At 69.5% G+C, this 13,842-nt stretch carries 13 protein-coding genes and 1 tRNA gene; 5 read left to right on the top strand and 9 right to left on the bottom strand.

All coding sequences use genetic code 11. The features are described 5' to 3' along the window. Positions 1-117 precede the first annotated feature (117 nt). The gene (pknB, locus tag ACFW6B_RS13600; protein WP_386595319.1) at positions 118-2,115 is read left to right on the top strand and encodes a Stk1 family PASTA domain-containing Ser/Thr kinase; all 1,998 of its coding nucleotides are present in this window, start codon (positions 118-120) and stop codon (positions 2,113-2,115) included. A 172-nt stretch (positions 2,116-2,287) separates the two neighbouring features. Here pknB and ACFW6B_RS13595 read toward each other — a convergent pair whose 3' ends face one another. The 6 genes from ACFW6B_RS13595 to ACFW6B_RS13570 form a co-directional block, all read right to left on the bottom strand. Beyond that, the gene (locus ACFW6B_RS13595; protein WP_386595317.1) at positions 2,288-3,049 is read right to left on the bottom strand and encodes a class E sortase; all 762 of its coding nucleotides are present in this window, start codon (positions 3,047-3,049) and stop codon (positions 2,288-2,290) included. A gap of 87 nt (positions 3,050-3,136) precedes the next feature. Then, positions 3,137-4,618 carry a class E sortase gene (locus ACFW6B_RS13590; RefSeq protein ID WP_386595314.1) on the bottom strand — a complete coding sequence of 494 codons (1,482 nt, stop codon included), beginning with the start codon at positions 4,616-4,618 and terminating at the stop codon, positions 3,137-3,139. Then, a complete protein-coding gene (locus ACFW6B_RS13585; protein ID WP_266760638.1) occupies positions 4,615-5,253 on the bottom strand; it encodes an aminodeoxychorismate/anthranilate synthase component II in 639 nt (212 codons plus the stop codon). Before ACFW6B_RS13585 ends, ACFW6B_RS13590 begins: the two co-directional genes overlap by 4 nt. Continuing rightward, on the bottom strand, positions 5,250-5,411 hold the full coding sequence (locus ACFW6B_RS13580; RefSeq protein WP_386595312.1) for a hypothetical protein: 162 nt from the start codon (positions 5,409-5,411) through the stop codon (positions 5,250-5,252). Before ACFW6B_RS13580 ends, ACFW6B_RS13585 begins: the two co-directional genes overlap by 4 nt. 31 nt (positions 5,412-5,442) lie before the next feature. Next, the gene (locus tag ACFW6B_RS13575) at positions 5,443-6,168 is read right to left on the bottom strand and encodes a class E sortase (protein WP_386595310.1); all 726 of its coding nucleotides are present in this window, start codon (positions 6,166-6,168) and stop codon (positions 5,443-5,445) included. A gap of 68 nt (positions 6,169-6,236) precedes the next feature. Beyond that, positions 6,237-7,016 (bottom strand): DUF881 domain-containing protein, encoded by a 780-nt coding sequence (locus ACFW6B_RS13570; protein WP_386595308.1) that lies wholly within the window; start codon positions 7,014-7,016, stop codon positions 6,237-6,239. Positions 7,017-7,158: 142 nt separating this feature from the next. Between ACFW6B_RS13570 and crgA the strand changes: the two genes are divergently transcribed. Beyond that, positions 7,159-7,413 (top strand): cell division protein CrgA, encoded by a 255-nt coding sequence (gene crgA / locus ACFW6B_RS13565; protein WP_386595306.1) that lies wholly within the window; start codon positions 7,159-7,161, stop codon positions 7,411-7,413. 290 nt (positions 7,414-7,703) lie between these two features. On the opposite strand, the gene ACFW6B_RS13560 is transcribed toward crgA, so the two are convergent. Both ACFW6B_RS13560 and ACFW6B_RS13555 read right to left on the bottom strand, forming a co-directional pair. After that, positions 7,704-8,615, bottom strand: coding sequence for a rhomboid family intramembrane serine protease (locus ACFW6B_RS13560; protein WP_386595304.1), 912 nt, complete (start codon positions 8,613-8,615; stop codon positions 7,704-7,706). A 143-nt stretch (positions 8,616-8,758) separates the two neighbouring features. Continuing rightward, the gene (locus ACFW6B_RS13555) at positions 8,759-9,292 is read right to left on the bottom strand and encodes a peptidylprolyl isomerase (RefSeq protein WP_386595302.1); all 534 of its coding nucleotides are present in this window, start codon (positions 9,290-9,292) and stop codon (positions 8,759-8,761) included. Between the two features lie 450 nt (positions 9,293-9,742). Between ACFW6B_RS13555 and ACFW6B_RS13550 the strand changes: the two genes are divergently transcribed. Beyond that, positions 9,743-10,444: a DUF5324 family protein gene (locus ACFW6B_RS13550; RefSeq protein WP_386595300.1), complete on the top strand. Its 702-nt coding sequence runs from the start codon at positions 9,743-9,745 to the stop codon at positions 10,442-10,444. A 481-nt stretch (positions 10,445-10,925) separates the two neighbouring features. Here ACFW6B_RS13550 and ACFW6B_RS13545 read toward each other — a convergent pair. Then, positions 10,926-10,998 (bottom strand) — tRNA-Ala (locus ACFW6B_RS13545). A 181-nt stretch (positions 10,999-11,179) separates the two neighbouring features. Here ACFW6B_RS13545 and ACFW6B_RS13540 point away from each other — a divergent pair. Together ACFW6B_RS13540 and ACFW6B_RS13535 are read left to right on the top strand one after the other, a co-directional pair. Continuing rightward, positions 11,180-11,728: a helix-turn-helix domain-containing protein gene (locus tag ACFW6B_RS13540; RefSeq protein WP_386595298.1), complete on the top strand. Its 549-nt coding sequence runs from the start codon at positions 11,180-11,182 to the stop codon at positions 11,726-11,728. A gap of 126 nt (positions 11,729-11,854) precedes the next feature. Further along, entirely contained in the window at positions 11,855-13,834 is a 1,980-nt protein-coding gene (locus tag ACFW6B_RS13535; protein ID WP_386595296.1) for a protein kinase, read from the top strand. Positions 13,835-13,842: the final 8 nt, after the last annotated feature.

The following is a 13,842-nucleotide window of genomic DNA, read 5'->3' as shown; positions in this document are numbered from 1 at the left end:
GGGTGACGGTCTAGGCCAGGTCACAGAAGCCGATCCGGGTACGGTATGCCCGGACAGCACACCGCCGGACCACACAAAGGTGCGGTCGGGACCGACGGAGAGGGCTGGTAGGTAGCTATGGAAGAGCCGCGTCGCCTCGGCGGCCGGTACGAGCTGGGCCACGTGCTCGGCCGTGGTGGCATGGCGGAGGTCTACCTCGCGCATGACACCCGGCTCGGCCGTACCGTGGCGGTGAAGACGCTGCGGGCCGACCTCGCGCGCGACCCGTCGTTCCAGGCCCGGTTCCGCCGGGAGGCCCAGTCGGCCGCCTCGCTCAACCATCCCGCGATCGTCGCCGTCTACGACACGGGTGAGGACTACATCGACAACACCTCCATCCCGTACATCGTGATGGAGTACGTCGACGGGTCCACGCTGCGCGAGCTGCTGCACTCGGGCCGCAGACTGCTGCCCGAGCGGTCCATGGAGATGACCATCGGCATCCTCCAGGCCCTGGAGTACTCGCACCGCGCCGGCATCGTCCACCGCGACATCAAGCCCGCCAACGTCATGCTGACGCGCAACGGCCAGGTCAAGGTCATGGACTTCGGCATCGCCCGCGCCATGGGCGACTCCGGCATGACGATGACGCAGACCGCCGCGGTCATCGGCACGGCCCAGTACCTCTCTCCCGAGCAGGCGAAGGGCGAACAGGTCGACGCCCGCTCGGACCTCTACTCCACCGGCTGTCTGCTCTACGAGCTGCTGACCGTGCGCCCGCCCTTCGTGGGCGACTCCCCGGTGGCCGTCGCCTACCAGCACGTCCGCGAGGAACCCCAGCCCCCGTCGGTCTTCGACCCCGAGATCACGCCCGAGATGGACGCGATCGTGCTGCGGGCCCTCGTCAAGGACCCGGACTACCGCTACCAGTCCGCCGACGAGATGCGCGCCGACATCGAGGCATGCCTCGACGGCCAGCCCGTCGCGGCCACCGCCGCCATGGGCTCGGTCGGTTACGGCGGCTACGGCGACGACCAGCCGACCACGGCCCTGCGCTCCGCGGACGCCCAGGCCACGTCGATGCTGCCGCCCATGAACCCGGACGACGGCGGCTACGGCTACGACGACCGTCCCGACCGGCGCCGCCAGAAGAAGAACAACACCTCGACGATCCTCCTGGTCGTCGCCGGTGTCCTGGTGCTCATCGGCGCGATCCTGATCGGGAAGTACGCGTTCTCGGGCAAGGGGACGGGCGGCGACGCGTTCAAGGTGCCCAACTTCGTGAGCCAGACGCTGCCGGACGCCCAGAAGATGGCGGGGAACCGGGAGCTGAAACTCAACCCCACGAAGAAGCCGTGCGAGGACGAGCCCAAGGGCAACATCTGCTCGCAGGACCCGCCCCTGGGTTCGACGGTGAACAAGGGCGACACGATCAATGTGGTCGTGTCCACCGGCGCGCCGAAGGTCTCGGTGCCTAGCGTCAAGGGCAAGACCCTGGACGAGGCCAAGAAGATCCTCGAGGACGACAAGTACGGGTTCACGGTCAAGCCGGTGTTCGAGGAGTCCACGGAGGAGCCGAACAGGGTCCTTGAGCAGGACCCGGGTCTCGGTGACGAGGTGGAGAAGGGTTCCACCATCACCCTGACCGTCTCCAAGGAGAAGAAGCAGTCGGTCGTCCCGAACGTCTCCGGCAAGAGCTGTGACGAGGCCAAGGCTCAGATGACGGCCAGCAACCTCGTCGGCGAGTGCGTCGACACGGAGACCGACGACCAGAACCTGGTGGGCAAGGTCATCCAGACGACCCCGACGGCCGGCACCCCGGCCGACCCGGGCTCCAAGGTGCAGATCCAGATCGGCAAGGCCAAGCAGCAGCAGCAGTCGGCGGTGCCGAGCGTCGTCGGCAAGACCGTGGCCGAGGCGAGGCAGATCCTCCAGGGCGCCGGCTTCAACAACATCCAGTTCCAGCCGGGCAGCGACGGAAGCGACGACGCCAGGGTGATCGCCCAGGACCCGAACGCCAACACCCCCGTCGACAGCCCGGACAACACCGTGGTCAGGCTGACGACGATCAAGATCGGCGGCAACAACAACGGCGGCAACGACGGCGGCGGCTTCCTCGGCGGGAACAACGGATAAGCCCCCACCAAGGACCGCCCTCGGACGACCGAGCGGGAAGGGCCCCGGCACTCTTGGAGTGCCGGGGCCCTTCCCGTCGAACCGCGTCCGTGAGCTGTATGTGAGCTGGTGAGCGAAAGCCCCGTGGCGTCGGCGCGTCACTCCGGTGCGGTGCGCAACGGCTCCGAGAGGGCTAACGCAGTTCCTTCGGGGGTGTCCGGGCGTTGTCGACCTTCTCCACGCGCTCCAGTTCGCCCCACACCACGTAGCGGTAGCGGGAGGTGTAGACCGGGGTGCAGGTCGTCAAGGTGATGTAGTGGCCCGGCTTCGTCCTGCCGGACTGCTTCGGGACGGTCTTGAGGACCTCGACGTTGTACTTCGAGGTCTCCGGGAGGATGCCGAAGACCTTGTAGACGTACCACTTGTCCCGGGTCTCGAAGACGATCGCGTCGCCCTCGTCGATCTTGTCGATGTTGTGGAACTTGGCGCCGTGGCCGTCCCTGTGGGCGGCGAGGGTGAAGTTGCCGTCCTTGCCGCTCGTCGGCAGGGACGACTTGACGGGTTCCGTGTAGTAGCCGGCGACGCCGTCGTTGAGGATCTTCGTCGCCGTGCCCTTCTCGACCAGGATCTCGCCGTTCTTCATCGCCGGGACGTGCAGGAAGCCGATGCCGTCCCTGGTGTCCAGGGCGCCCGGACCGCTCGGGGTCTGCGCCCAGTTGTCGCGGACCCTGTCGCCCTGCTTGTGCGCCTCGCGGTCGGCCATGACGTTCGTCCACCACAGCGAGTAGACGACGAACAGGCCGAGCACCAGCCCCACCGTGATGAGGAGTTCGCCGAAGAAGCTGACCGTCTTCGCGAACCATCCCATGGGACGGCGTCCGCCGCGCACGTCACCGGAGACCGTGTATCCGGCCGCCGATCCGGCGCGTTCGTCGTGGTCGGTCCTCGCTGCCACTGTTCATCTGCCCCGTCTGGTCCGACTCAGGTTGTCTCTCGTGCACGTTCCGCCCGCCCGCGTCCGTGCGCGCGCCGGCGTCCGTCATCAGCCGAGCAGCGCGTCGGGCTTGCCCTTGCTGCGCGGCCGGTCCTCGACCATCTTGCCCCAGACGATCATCCGGTACTTACTGGTGAACTCCGGTGTGCAGGTGGTCAGTGTGATGTAGCGGCCCGGCCCGGTGAAGCCCGAACCCTTGGGGACGGGGTCGAGCACGCTCGTGTTGCTCGGAGGCGTCACCGGCAGGATCGACGCCATCTTGTAGACGTAGTAGTCGTCCTGCGTCTCGACGACGATCTCGTCGCCCGGCTTGAGGCGGTTGATGTAGCGGAACGGTTCGCCGTGGGTGTTGCGGTGACCGGCGACCGCGAAGTTGCCGGTCTTGGCGTCGGGCATGGCCGTCTTGAGGGGCGCTTCGCCGTAGTGGCCGACCATGCCGCGGTCGAGCACCTTCGGCTTGCTGATGCCCTCGGCGATCGGCGCGACCACGTCCAGCTTCGGGATGTGCAGGATGGCGAAGCCCTGCCCCGGCGAGAACGTCCCCGGATTGCGCTTGCCGTCCGCCCAGTCCTGCTGGAGGCTGCTCGCCTCGCTTCCCGCCTGCTGGTGCGCCCGCACGTTCGACCACCAGAGCTGGTAGGTCACGAACAGCAGCATCAGCACGCCGGTGGTGATGAACACCTCGCCGACCATCCGGCTCACGAGGACCGTCGCGCCCGGTTTCGAGGCCCGTGCCGCCCGCCGGGCGTCCATCCGGCTCCGAGGGGCCTCAGCGGGCCCCTGAGCCGCCTCCTGGGGCTCCTGGGGGTCCTGGGCCCCTCCGGGCCGTCCGTGGCGTCTGGCGGCCTTACGGCGGGCCGCCCGGCCCCCGGGAGCGGCGACGGTCCCGTTGTCGGCCGCACGCCCGCGGCGCTCCGCCCTCGTGGGCGCTGCGGCACGGCTCAGCGCGACCGTCTCGTCGTCCAGCGGCAGGCCCGGCACGACCGGTTCCGCCGCGGGAGCGGCCGCCGGTCCGCGGTGGTGAGGGGTCGCGGGCTCCTCGTACGGCGGGGCGTACGTCCGCTCGTACTCGTCCGTGTACGAGGGTGCCGACGCCGGCGTGGAAGGCATGGCCTGCGTCGGCGCCTGGGCCTGGGCTTGTACCTGGGCCTGCGCCTGCGCCTGGGCGTACGCCTGGGCCGCATACGCCTGCGCCGCCTGGGCCTGGGCTTGCATCTGGGCTTGCATCTGGGCCTGGGCCTGCGCCTGGGCCGCGTACGCCTGGGCCTGGGCGGCCTGCAGTTGCGCGGCCTGCATCCGGGCGGCCTGCTCCTGCTGTGCGTACCAGTCGGGTCCGTACCCGCCGTGGCCGTAGCCCTGCTGCTGTGCGCCCTGCCCCTGGCCGTGCTGTACGCCCTGCCCCTGGCCCGGCAGCGGATCCGTCAGCGGGTCCGCGAGCCCCCCGACCGTCGCCTCGAACGCGCCGGCGCCCCCGTACGCGGCCTCGCCGCCGTAGGGGGAGCTGTCGCGCTCGGGGCGCAGCGCTGTCACGCCGTGGCCCTGCCCACCACCGGGGCGAGCCCCGCCGACCTCGCCACGGCCACCTTGTCACCGCACTCGAGCAGCCAGTTGGCGAGCATCCGGTGGCCGTGCTCGGTCAGCACCGACTCCGGATGGAACTGCACGCCCTCGACCGGAAGTTCACGGTGCCTCAGACCCATGACGATCCCGTCGTGGGTACGGGCCGTGACCTCCAGCTCGGCCGGAACGGTCTCCGGCTCGGCCGCCAGCGAGTGGTAGCGGGTCGCGGTGAAGGGCGACGGCAGTCCGGCGAAGACCCCCTTGCCCTGGTGCTCCACGAGCGAGGTCTTGCCGTGCAGCAGCTCGGGCGCCCGGTCGACCACACCCCCGTACGCCACCTGCATCGACTGCATCCCGAGGCAGACGCCGAAGACGGGGACCCCGGTCGCGGCGCAGTGCCGCACCATGTCGATGCAGACACCGGCCTGTTCGGGGGCGCCGGGCCCCGGGGACAGGAGCACACCGTCGAAGCCGTCCTGGGCGTGCGCCGTCGACACCTCGTCGTTGCGCAGCACCTCGCACTCCGCGCCCAACTGGTACAGGTACTGGACCAGGTTGAAGACGAAGCTGTCGTAGTTGTCCACAACGAGGATGCGCGTGCTCACTGGTTGTCCACCGTCACATCGTTGAAGGGCAGCAGCGGTTCGGCCCACGGGAAGACGTACTGGAAGAGCACGTAGACCGCCGCCAGGACGAGGACGAGCGAGATCAGCGCCCTCACCCATACGCTCCCCGGCAGATGCCGCCAGATCCAGCCGTACATGCCGTCCCTTCCGTCGCCGTACGCCAACAGACTAACGGCGCAGAGCCGCCGGTTTCCCTGCCTCCACGGGCTGTGTGGAATCGAGGTGTGCCCAGACGATCAACCGGTGGCTGTGCCCCCACTCCGGATCGCACGTGGTCAGCGTGAGATAGCGCCCCGGACGCGTATACCCGGACTTACGTGGCACAGGGTCGATCACCTCAATGTCGGAGGGCACCGTTTTGAAGGGGCCTTTGTCGATCCGATACGTGAACCAGGTCGTCCCGTCCGTCAGAACCACCGCGTCACCCCGCCGGAGCTGGGGAAAGTCCTTGAACGGATCACCGTATGTGCGCCGGTGACCCGCGACCGAGAAATTGCCCTCCTGGCCGAGCCGGGCGGTCCCCCGGTAGTGGCCGAGCCCCTTCTTCAGCACCTGCGCGGCCGTGCCTTCGAGCACGGGCTTGTTCCACGTGAAACCAAGACGCGGGATGTACATGACCGCGAAGGGTCCGCCGTACTCGTAGGGACCGGGCGCCTTCGGGCTCGTGCCCGCCGTCCCGCCGCCGCTGCCCGTACCTCCCGAGGAGTCCGGCGGGGTCTTCGGCGGCTCGGTCACCGCGCCCGTCGACCACTGCTTCTGGAGCACTTCGATCTGGTGGTCCATCGCGCTGTCGGCCTTGACGCCCGTCCAGAACAACACGTAGACGACGAAGAGCACGATCAGGGTGCCGGCGGTCAGGCACAGCTCACTGATCGTCCTGACGAGCACTCGCACCGACACAAGGCCCCCCGGCGGCAGTTCGCTCCACGGGCTTCACCCACCGCTCCGCGAGGTCCGGGCGCCTATTCCACGGGCTTCGCGTAGTGGAGATCCACTGTGCCCGAGTAGCCGGGAAGAGTCACCGTCCCGTTCTCCTCGACTTTCCAGCCGAGCCCGTAGACGTTGACGTACACCATGTAGTTCTGGATCGCCGGGGAGGCGGCGAGCGACTTCTGGAGCTTCGCCGGGTCACCGATGGCGGTGATCTTGTAGGGGGGCGAGTAGACGCGGCCCTGCAGGATCAGGGTGTTGCCGACGCAGCGCACGGCGCTGGTGGAGATCAGCCGCTGGTCCATCACCTTGATCCCCTTGGCGCCGCCCTGCCAGAGCGCGTTCACCACCGCCTGGAGGTCCTGCTGGTGGATCACGAGGTAGTCGGGCTGCGGCTCGGGATAGCCGGGGAGCTTGGCCGTCGCGTTCGGCGGGGCGTCGTTGAGCGTGACCGTGACCGCCTCGCCCTTGAGCTTCCGGGTCCCCGCGTTCTTCTCCAGCGCCTCGAGCCTGGCGTCGCCGGCCGCGCTGCCGCCGTCCTCGCCGCCTGCGAGGGCGTCCACATCGCGCCGCAGGCTGCCGTTGGACTCGTCCAGCGTCGCGTTCTTGTGGCTGCGCTCCTGAATCAGGTCGGAGAGTTTCAGCAGCGACGAGTCCGTACGGATGTTCGTACCCTTGGCGGTGTCGAAGCTCGTGAAGAAGATGAGGCCCGCGAGGGCGAAGACGCCCACGGTGAGGACACGTACCGGCCGGAAACGTCGCGTACCGCCAGGACTGGAATTCGTCCCGGGGAAGTCGGCAGAATTGCTCAACGTACCCTTATCTCCTTCGGCGCCGCGGAAGCACTACGCTAACGGACGCCCGGGGGAGCGCTCAGTGTCCCCTTGTACGCTGCCCCGGAGCCCGCCCCAGTTCCCTGCGCGGCCACGCAGCGCATCGACAGGAGAGACCCTCGTGCCGAAGTCACGTATCCGCAAGAAGGCCGACTACACGCCGCCCCCGGCGAAGCAGGCGACCAACGTCAAGCTGACCAGCAACGCCTGGGTGGCCCCGGCCATGCTGGCCATGTTCCTCATCGGTCTGGCCTGGATCGTCGTCTTCTACGTGACGGACGGCTCCCTGCCGGTCGACGCCCTCGGCAACTGGAACATCGTGGTCGGCTTCGGCTTCATCGCGGCCGGGTTCGGCGTCTCCACGCAGTGGAAGTGAGCGTCTTCGCCCACCTGGAAGCGACATGGGCACGAGCTCTGCCCACAGCTGTCCACTGAGTTATCCACAAGAGTTGTCCACAGGTGGAAAAGAAAGACGATCTGTGGATAACCAATAGGCGGTTGACGCTGGTGTGATTGGTCGACCGGCCCCCGCAAACCTGTTCGCCCCCTGTCCGACCTGCGAAAACTCGGGTCAGTGACAGGGGGCACAGTTGTTCCCGCACAGCGTGCACAACATCCGGAATGATCTGTGGACAACATCACTTCTCAGGTGAGCCGAACGCTCCCTCAGGTGAGCTGAGCCGTCCTGACCAGGGTCGTGACGACCACTGCGGCCAGCATCAGCGCGGCGACCCCGTACTGGACGAGGCTCCTCCGCTCACGCGGGGCGTGGACCATGGCGTAGCCCACCACCACACCACCGATCAGACCGCCGACGTGCGCCTGCCAGGCGATGTTGAAGCCGGGCGAGAAGCTGATGATCAGGTTGACCACCAGCAGGCCGATGATCGGGCGCATGTCGTAGTTGCGCCTGCGCATCAGGACCGCGGTGGCGCCGAACAGGCCGAAGATCGCGCCGGAGGCGCCGAGCGAGGGCTGGGCGGGGTCGGCGAGCAGATAGCTGAACGCGCTGCCCGCGAGGCCCGAGACGAAGTAGAGGGTGATGAAGCGGAAGCGGCCGAGCACCGCTTCCAGGGGACCGCCGATCCACCACAGGCTGACCATGTTGAACAGGATGTGCATGACGCCGCCGTGCAGGAACATCGACGTCACCATGCGGTACCACTGGCCCTCGGCCACCCCCTGGACCTCGCCGGAGAGAAGGGCGCGGCCGAAGAGGTCGAAGCTGTCGGTGAAGGAGCCGCCCACCGCGACCTGGACGAGGTAGAAGGCCAGGTTGAGGCCGATCAGCACCTTGGTGACGAGCCGGGGGTCGGACGCGACGGTGCCGCCCGCGAGGGTGCGGGGCTGGTTGGCCGTCCGGGCGTGGCCGGTGCCGGAGCCGCCGCGGACGCAGTCGGGGCACTGGAAGCCGACGGAGGCGCTGACCATGCACTCGGGGCAGATCGGACGCTCGCAGCGAGTGCAGCGCACACCGGTCTCCCGGTCCGGGTGCCGGTAGCAGCCGGGCAGGCTCCGCGCGTCCTGCGGTTCCTGATCCCGCGGGCCCTGCGGGCTGCCGGGCGGCTGCTGGTCCATGGGGTCCCCTCAATCTCCGTACGGCTCGCACACGGTCTCGGCGGGTCCGGGTGCAACGCACCGCCCCGTCCATCCTTACGGATGCACGGGGCGTTTTGTTCCCTGCGGGACGCTTCGGGCTCACGAGAGAGCCCGGCGCGGGCTCAGCGTTCGCGGGTCTCGACGACGACCGACTCGATCACGACGTCCTCGAGCGGACGGTCCGTGCGCGGGTTGGTCGGGGCGCCGACGATGGCATCCACGACCTTCTGGCTGGCCGCGTCCGTGACCTCGCCGAAAATGGTGTGCTTGCGGGTCAGCCAGGCCGTCGGGGAGACGGTGATGAAGAACTGCGAGCCGTTGGTGCCCGGGCCCGCGTTGGCCATGGCCAGCAGGTAGGGCTTGTCGAACCGCAGGTCCGGGTGGAACTCGTCCTCGAACTGGTAGCCGGGGCCCCCGGTGCCGTTGCCCAGCGGGTCGCCGCCCTGGATCATGAAGCCCTTGATCACCCGGTGGAAGACCGTGCCGTCGTACAGCTTGTCCATGGACGTCACACCCGTCTCCGGGTTGACCCACTCGCGCTCACCCGTGGCGAGTTCGACGAAGTTCCGGACCGTCTTCGGCGCGTGGTTCGGCAGGAGCCGGATGTCGATGTCGCCCTGGCTGGTCTTCAGGGTGGCGTAAAGCTGCTCGGCCACGATCTGCCTTCCGTTGCCTTCTCTTGACTGCCCGATCCTCGCACGGACCGGGCCGCTCGGCCCCCGACCGCCACCCCCGGACGCACGTACGGACACCGGCTCCTGGAAGAACGTCATACGTACGGAAAGTGGTGCGCGCGGGAAGTCGCGCCCCCGGAAATCCCGTCGAGTCGCGCCGGACGGGAGCGGGCCGAGGCGATCCGTGGCATTGTCGACGACAAGCTCCTGTTGCCCGCATTGATCCGCTTGATCCGCTATCTCACTCGATCGACATCCGACCGGCTTCATCCCCGGAGTCTCCGGGAGTCGGCACCCGTGACACGGATGCCCGCCCTCACATGCCCCGCTCCCTCTGGGCGGGCATGATCGCCCCAGGGGTGGAAAGGTGAACTGTGTGTCTTTGGGGGTACCTGGTACCCCCGACGTACGCCACCGAGGAGGAGGAAACCCGTGACCCGCATCGACAGCGTGCGCGCCGCGACCGGCTCGGCGAAGGACAGCGTGCTGCACGCCGCGGAAGTGGTGGCGCCTTACGCCGACACGGCCAAGGACAAGGCCTCGTACTACGCGAGCGAGGCACGCGTGCGACTCGCGCCGAAGGTGTCGCAGGCCGCCGAACAGGCCCGCGTCCAGTACGACGTCCATGTCGCGCCGCGCCTTGAGCAAGCCCGTACGCATGTGCCGCCGAAGGTCGACCTGGTCGCCCAGGAAGCGGCCGTCCGCACCCGCAAGGCGGCCCGTCAGGCCGCCGACTACTCCAAGCCGAAGATCGAGCAGGCGGTGGCCGCGACCCAGCCCGTCCGGGACGAGGCGGCCGCGCGCGGTGTGGCGGCCATCGCCGCCCTGCGCGGCCAGGTCACACCGCAGGAGATCCAGAAGCTGCTCCGCAAGCACGAGCGCCGCGCGAGGACCGGCCGTCTCGTGAAGGGGCTGGCCGTGCTGGGGATTCTGGCGGCCGGCGCTTTCGCCGCCTGGAAGTGGTGGGACAAGCAGGCCAACCCCGACTGGCTCGTCGAGCCCCCGGCCGCGACCGAGGTGCCCGAGACGGGGCACCTGTCGGCGGTCGACGGCAGCGGTCAGTCCGACCTGGACCCCGAGGTCCAGGCCAAGGAAGCGGAGGAGAAGGCGGCGGAGCGCGACGACCGTCACTGAACCGTCCAACACCGCCGTGGGGCAGAAGACTTGACGGTCTTCTGCCCCACGGCGGTGTTTCACGTGGAACATCGGCGGGAGCGTCAGCGAACGCTCCGCGCGGGATTTACCCGCACCCTCCTCGATGACGTTTGCAACGGTCCTCGTGTGCAGCATCCATGAAGATGTTGTTGACGGAGTGCGCCGAAGCGGTCACACGACAGCCCCCGCAACAGCCCGCACAAGGGTCCTGGCAGCCCCGTCGCCCCACCGTCGCCGCATCGGCCGCGCGCACAGCGCGCCCACAGCCCGGACACCGTCCGCGCCGTTTGCGCAAAGAACTGCAACGCCTGCAAAGTCACTCCTGTGACTCACGTCACTGACGTCACACCGCCCCGGTCCTGTCGGGTTCAAGAGCCGCCCCACCAGGGGCGCGCGCGGGCACGGAGGACATACGAAAACCGGCCAGCCGCCCTTGTGGGCGTCCGGCCGGTCCGATGTGTGGAGCCTAGGGGAGTCGAACCCCTGACATCTGCCATGCAAAGACAGCGCTCTACCAACTGAGCTAAGGCCCCGTAAGAGGAGCGTCCGACCACAGGAACCATCTGTCGACGGGCGCCGCAGACCAGAGTACCGGGTCATCCAGGGGATCTCGCAAAATATTGGGGGTCCCCGTGGACGACCACTCTCCGTAAGATGCTCGACGTGGTTCGCTGTCGCGAACCGCGGTACTTGGGGAAGCGATGGGGAGACGCAATGGACGCCGCACAGCAGGAAGCAACCGCGAGAGCCCGCGAGCTGCAGCGGAACTGGTACGGGGAGCCGCTGGGGGCGCTCTTCCGTAGGCTCATAGAGGACCTGGGACTGAACCAGGCGCGTCTTGCCGGGGTGCTGGGGCTGTCCGCACCCATGCTGTCGCAGCTGATGAGCGGTCAGCGGGCCAAGATCGGCAATCCGGCGGTGGTCCAGCGCGTCCAGCTCCTGCAGGACCTGGCGGGGCAGGTCGCCGACGGAAGCGTCAGCGCCGCCGAGGCGACCGAGCGGATGGACGAGATCAAGAAGTCCCAGGGGGGATCGGTGCTCAGCAACACCACGCAGTCCACGACCAGTTCGGGAGCCCCGACGGTCAAGCGGGTGGTACGCGAGATCCAGTCACTGCTGCGTTCGGTGGCCGCCGCCGGAGACATCATCGACGCGGCGGACACCCTCGCCCCGACCCACCCCGAACTGGCAGAGTTCCTCCGGGTCTACGGTGCCGGCCGTACGTCCGACGCGGTCACGCACTACCAGTCCCACCAGAGCTGAGCCGAGCCCGGCCGCCGACCGCCCGGTGCCGGAGGCTCTGACGCCTGCCGGCCGCCGCACGTCACGCAGCCGGGCACCTCGGAAGAGGTCCCCGGACCGACCGCCGAAGGGGAGCGACGTACGACCATGGGTGAGGTCTTCGCAGGCCGGTACGAACTGGTCGACCCGATCGGGCGCGGGGGAGTCGGTGCGGTGTGGCGCGCCTGGGACCACCGGCGGCGGCGCTACGTGGCCGCGAAGGTGCTCCAGCAGAGCGACGCGCACGCCCTGCTGCGGTTCGTACGGGAACAGGCGCTGCGGATCGACCATCCCCATGTGCTCGCCCCCGCCAGCTGGGCCGCGGACGACGACAAGGTCCTGTTCACCATGGACCTGGTCGCCGGAGGCTCCCTGGTCCACCTGGTCAACGACTACGGCCCCCTGCCCCCCGCTTTCGTCTGCACCCTGACCGACCAACTCCTCGCGGGTCTCGCCGCCGTGCACGCGGAGGGGGTGGTGCACCGTGACGTCAAGCCCGCCAACGTGCTCCTCGAAGCGACCGGCACGGGCCGGCCGCGGCTGCGTCTGTCCGACTTCGGCATCGCCATGCGGCTGGGTGAACCCCGGCTCACCGAGACCAACTACGTGGTGGGGACGCCGGGTTACCTGGCCCCGGAGCAGATGCTGGGCGCCGAGCCCGACTTCCCCGCCGACCTGTTCGCCGTCGGCCTGGTCGTCCTGTACCTCCTGGAGGGCAGCAAGCCCGACGCCAAGGCTCTGATCGAGTACTTCGCCGAGCACGGCACCCCGTCCGCGCCCCGGGGCATACCCGAGCCCCTGTGGCAGGTCGTGGCGATGCTCCTCCAGCCGGATCCGCATTCCCGCTTCCGGACCGCCACGGGGGCGCGCAAGGCTCTCGCCGCGGCCGTCGAGCTGCTGCCCGAGCCCGGACCCGACGACGAGCTGATCGAGGTCTTCGACCAACTCGGCCCACTGCCCGAGGGGTTCGGGGCCACGGGGCCCCTGGAGCGCAGGAACGCTTCGCCGGAAGGTTCGAGGACCCTGTCCTCCCGCGGACTTGCGGACACCACGGCCGCCGCCCCCGGAATCGACACCGGCTCGGTCTTCGGCCCCGGCACCGACTCGGTCTTCGGCTCCGCCACCGGCACGGGCCCAGGACTCGGCACGAGCGGCTCCGGCGTTCTTCCCCCCTCGGCGTCCGCACCCGACCCGGAGGAAGGCCCGTCCGTCGGTGCCGGCGGCGCGGAGCAGGGCTCGGCGCGGTGGCCCGCCGAGGGCGGCCCGCCGGGTCGGCCGGATAGCGCCGAGGCGGGAGCCGAGCCGAGTGGGGGGCACGTACGGCATCCGGCCGCCCCTGACGGCACGCAGACCGGTCAGGACGGCCACGGCGCACAGACCGGTCCCGCCTCCCCCGTCGTGCAGGCCGGCCTCCCGTCCCAGGGCGCACACGCTCGGCCCGAGCCCCAGGGCACACAGGCCGAGTCCGCGTCCCAGGGCGCACGGTCCCGGCCCGCGTCCGAGGACGGCCGGTCTTCTTCCGCGCCGGACGGCACACCCCCGGCCCCGGCCCCGGGGAACTCCGTCCGGCCGTCCTCGATGTCGGACACCGGAAGTTTCCATCTGCCCCCGCCGAGGCCCTCGACCGCGGCCGACCCCCGGCGGCAACCGCGGACCGAGCCCCCGGGCGCCTCGTCGCCGTACCCACGGCCACCGCACCTCCAGGCGCCCGGGACGGACCCGCAGTCGCCCACACCCCCCAGCCCGGTCCCGGTCCCGCTCCCCCCGCCGGCGTCCGCACCGTTCTCCGTGCCGACGTACGACACGACTCCCACCCCGACTCCCCCGACCGCGCCCGTTCCCGCGTACGCGTCCTTCCCGCACCGGTCCCCGGTCCCGCCTGCCGCGATGCCGCAGCACACGTACGCGTCCACCGCTTCGTACACCGCGCGGTCCGTTCAGGTTCCGCCCGGGAACGCGGCGCGTCCGGAGCACCGCGGGAGGCACACCCGGCCGCGTCCGGGACCGCCCGCGGCGATCGCCGTGCCGATGCTGCTGCTCGCCCTGGCCTGCTTCGCGGTGGGTTTCTGGGCACTGGCCCAGCTCTGAGCCCGGGA

Origin of the sequence: Streptomyces sp. NPDC058751, from assembly GCF_042746485.1 — a bacterium.
Lineage (GTDB): Bacteria > Actinomycetota > Actinomycetes > Streptomycetales > Streptomycetaceae > Streptomyces.
The sequence above is the reverse complement of the archived record's forward strand: the minus strand, read 5'-3'. Positions and strand labels throughout refer to the sequence as shown.

What these genes read in the sequence shown, in the direction of transcription:
- ACFW6B_RS13540 (WP_386595298.1), top strand. Translation starts at nt 11,180, where the DNA reads ATGGACGCCGCACAGCAGGAAGCAACCGCGAGAGCCCGCGAGCTGCAG.
- ACFW6B_RS13580 (WP_386595312.1), bottom strand. Translation starts at nt 5,411, where the DNA reads ATGTACGGCTGGATCTGGCGGCATCTGCCGGGGAGCGTATGGGTGAGG.
- pknB (WP_386595319.1), top strand. Translation starts at nt 118, where the DNA reads ATGGAAGAGCCGCGTCGCCTCGGCGGCCGGTACGAGCTGGGCCACGTG.
- ACFW6B_RS13560 (WP_386595304.1), bottom strand. Translation starts at nt 8,615, where the DNA reads ATGGACCAGCAGCCGCCCGGCAGCCCGCAGGGCCCGCGGGATCAGGAA.
- ACFW6B_RS13535 (WP_386595296.1), top strand. Translation starts at nt 11,855, where the DNA reads ATGGGTGAGGTCTTCGCAGGCCGGTACGAACTGGTCGACCCGATCGGG.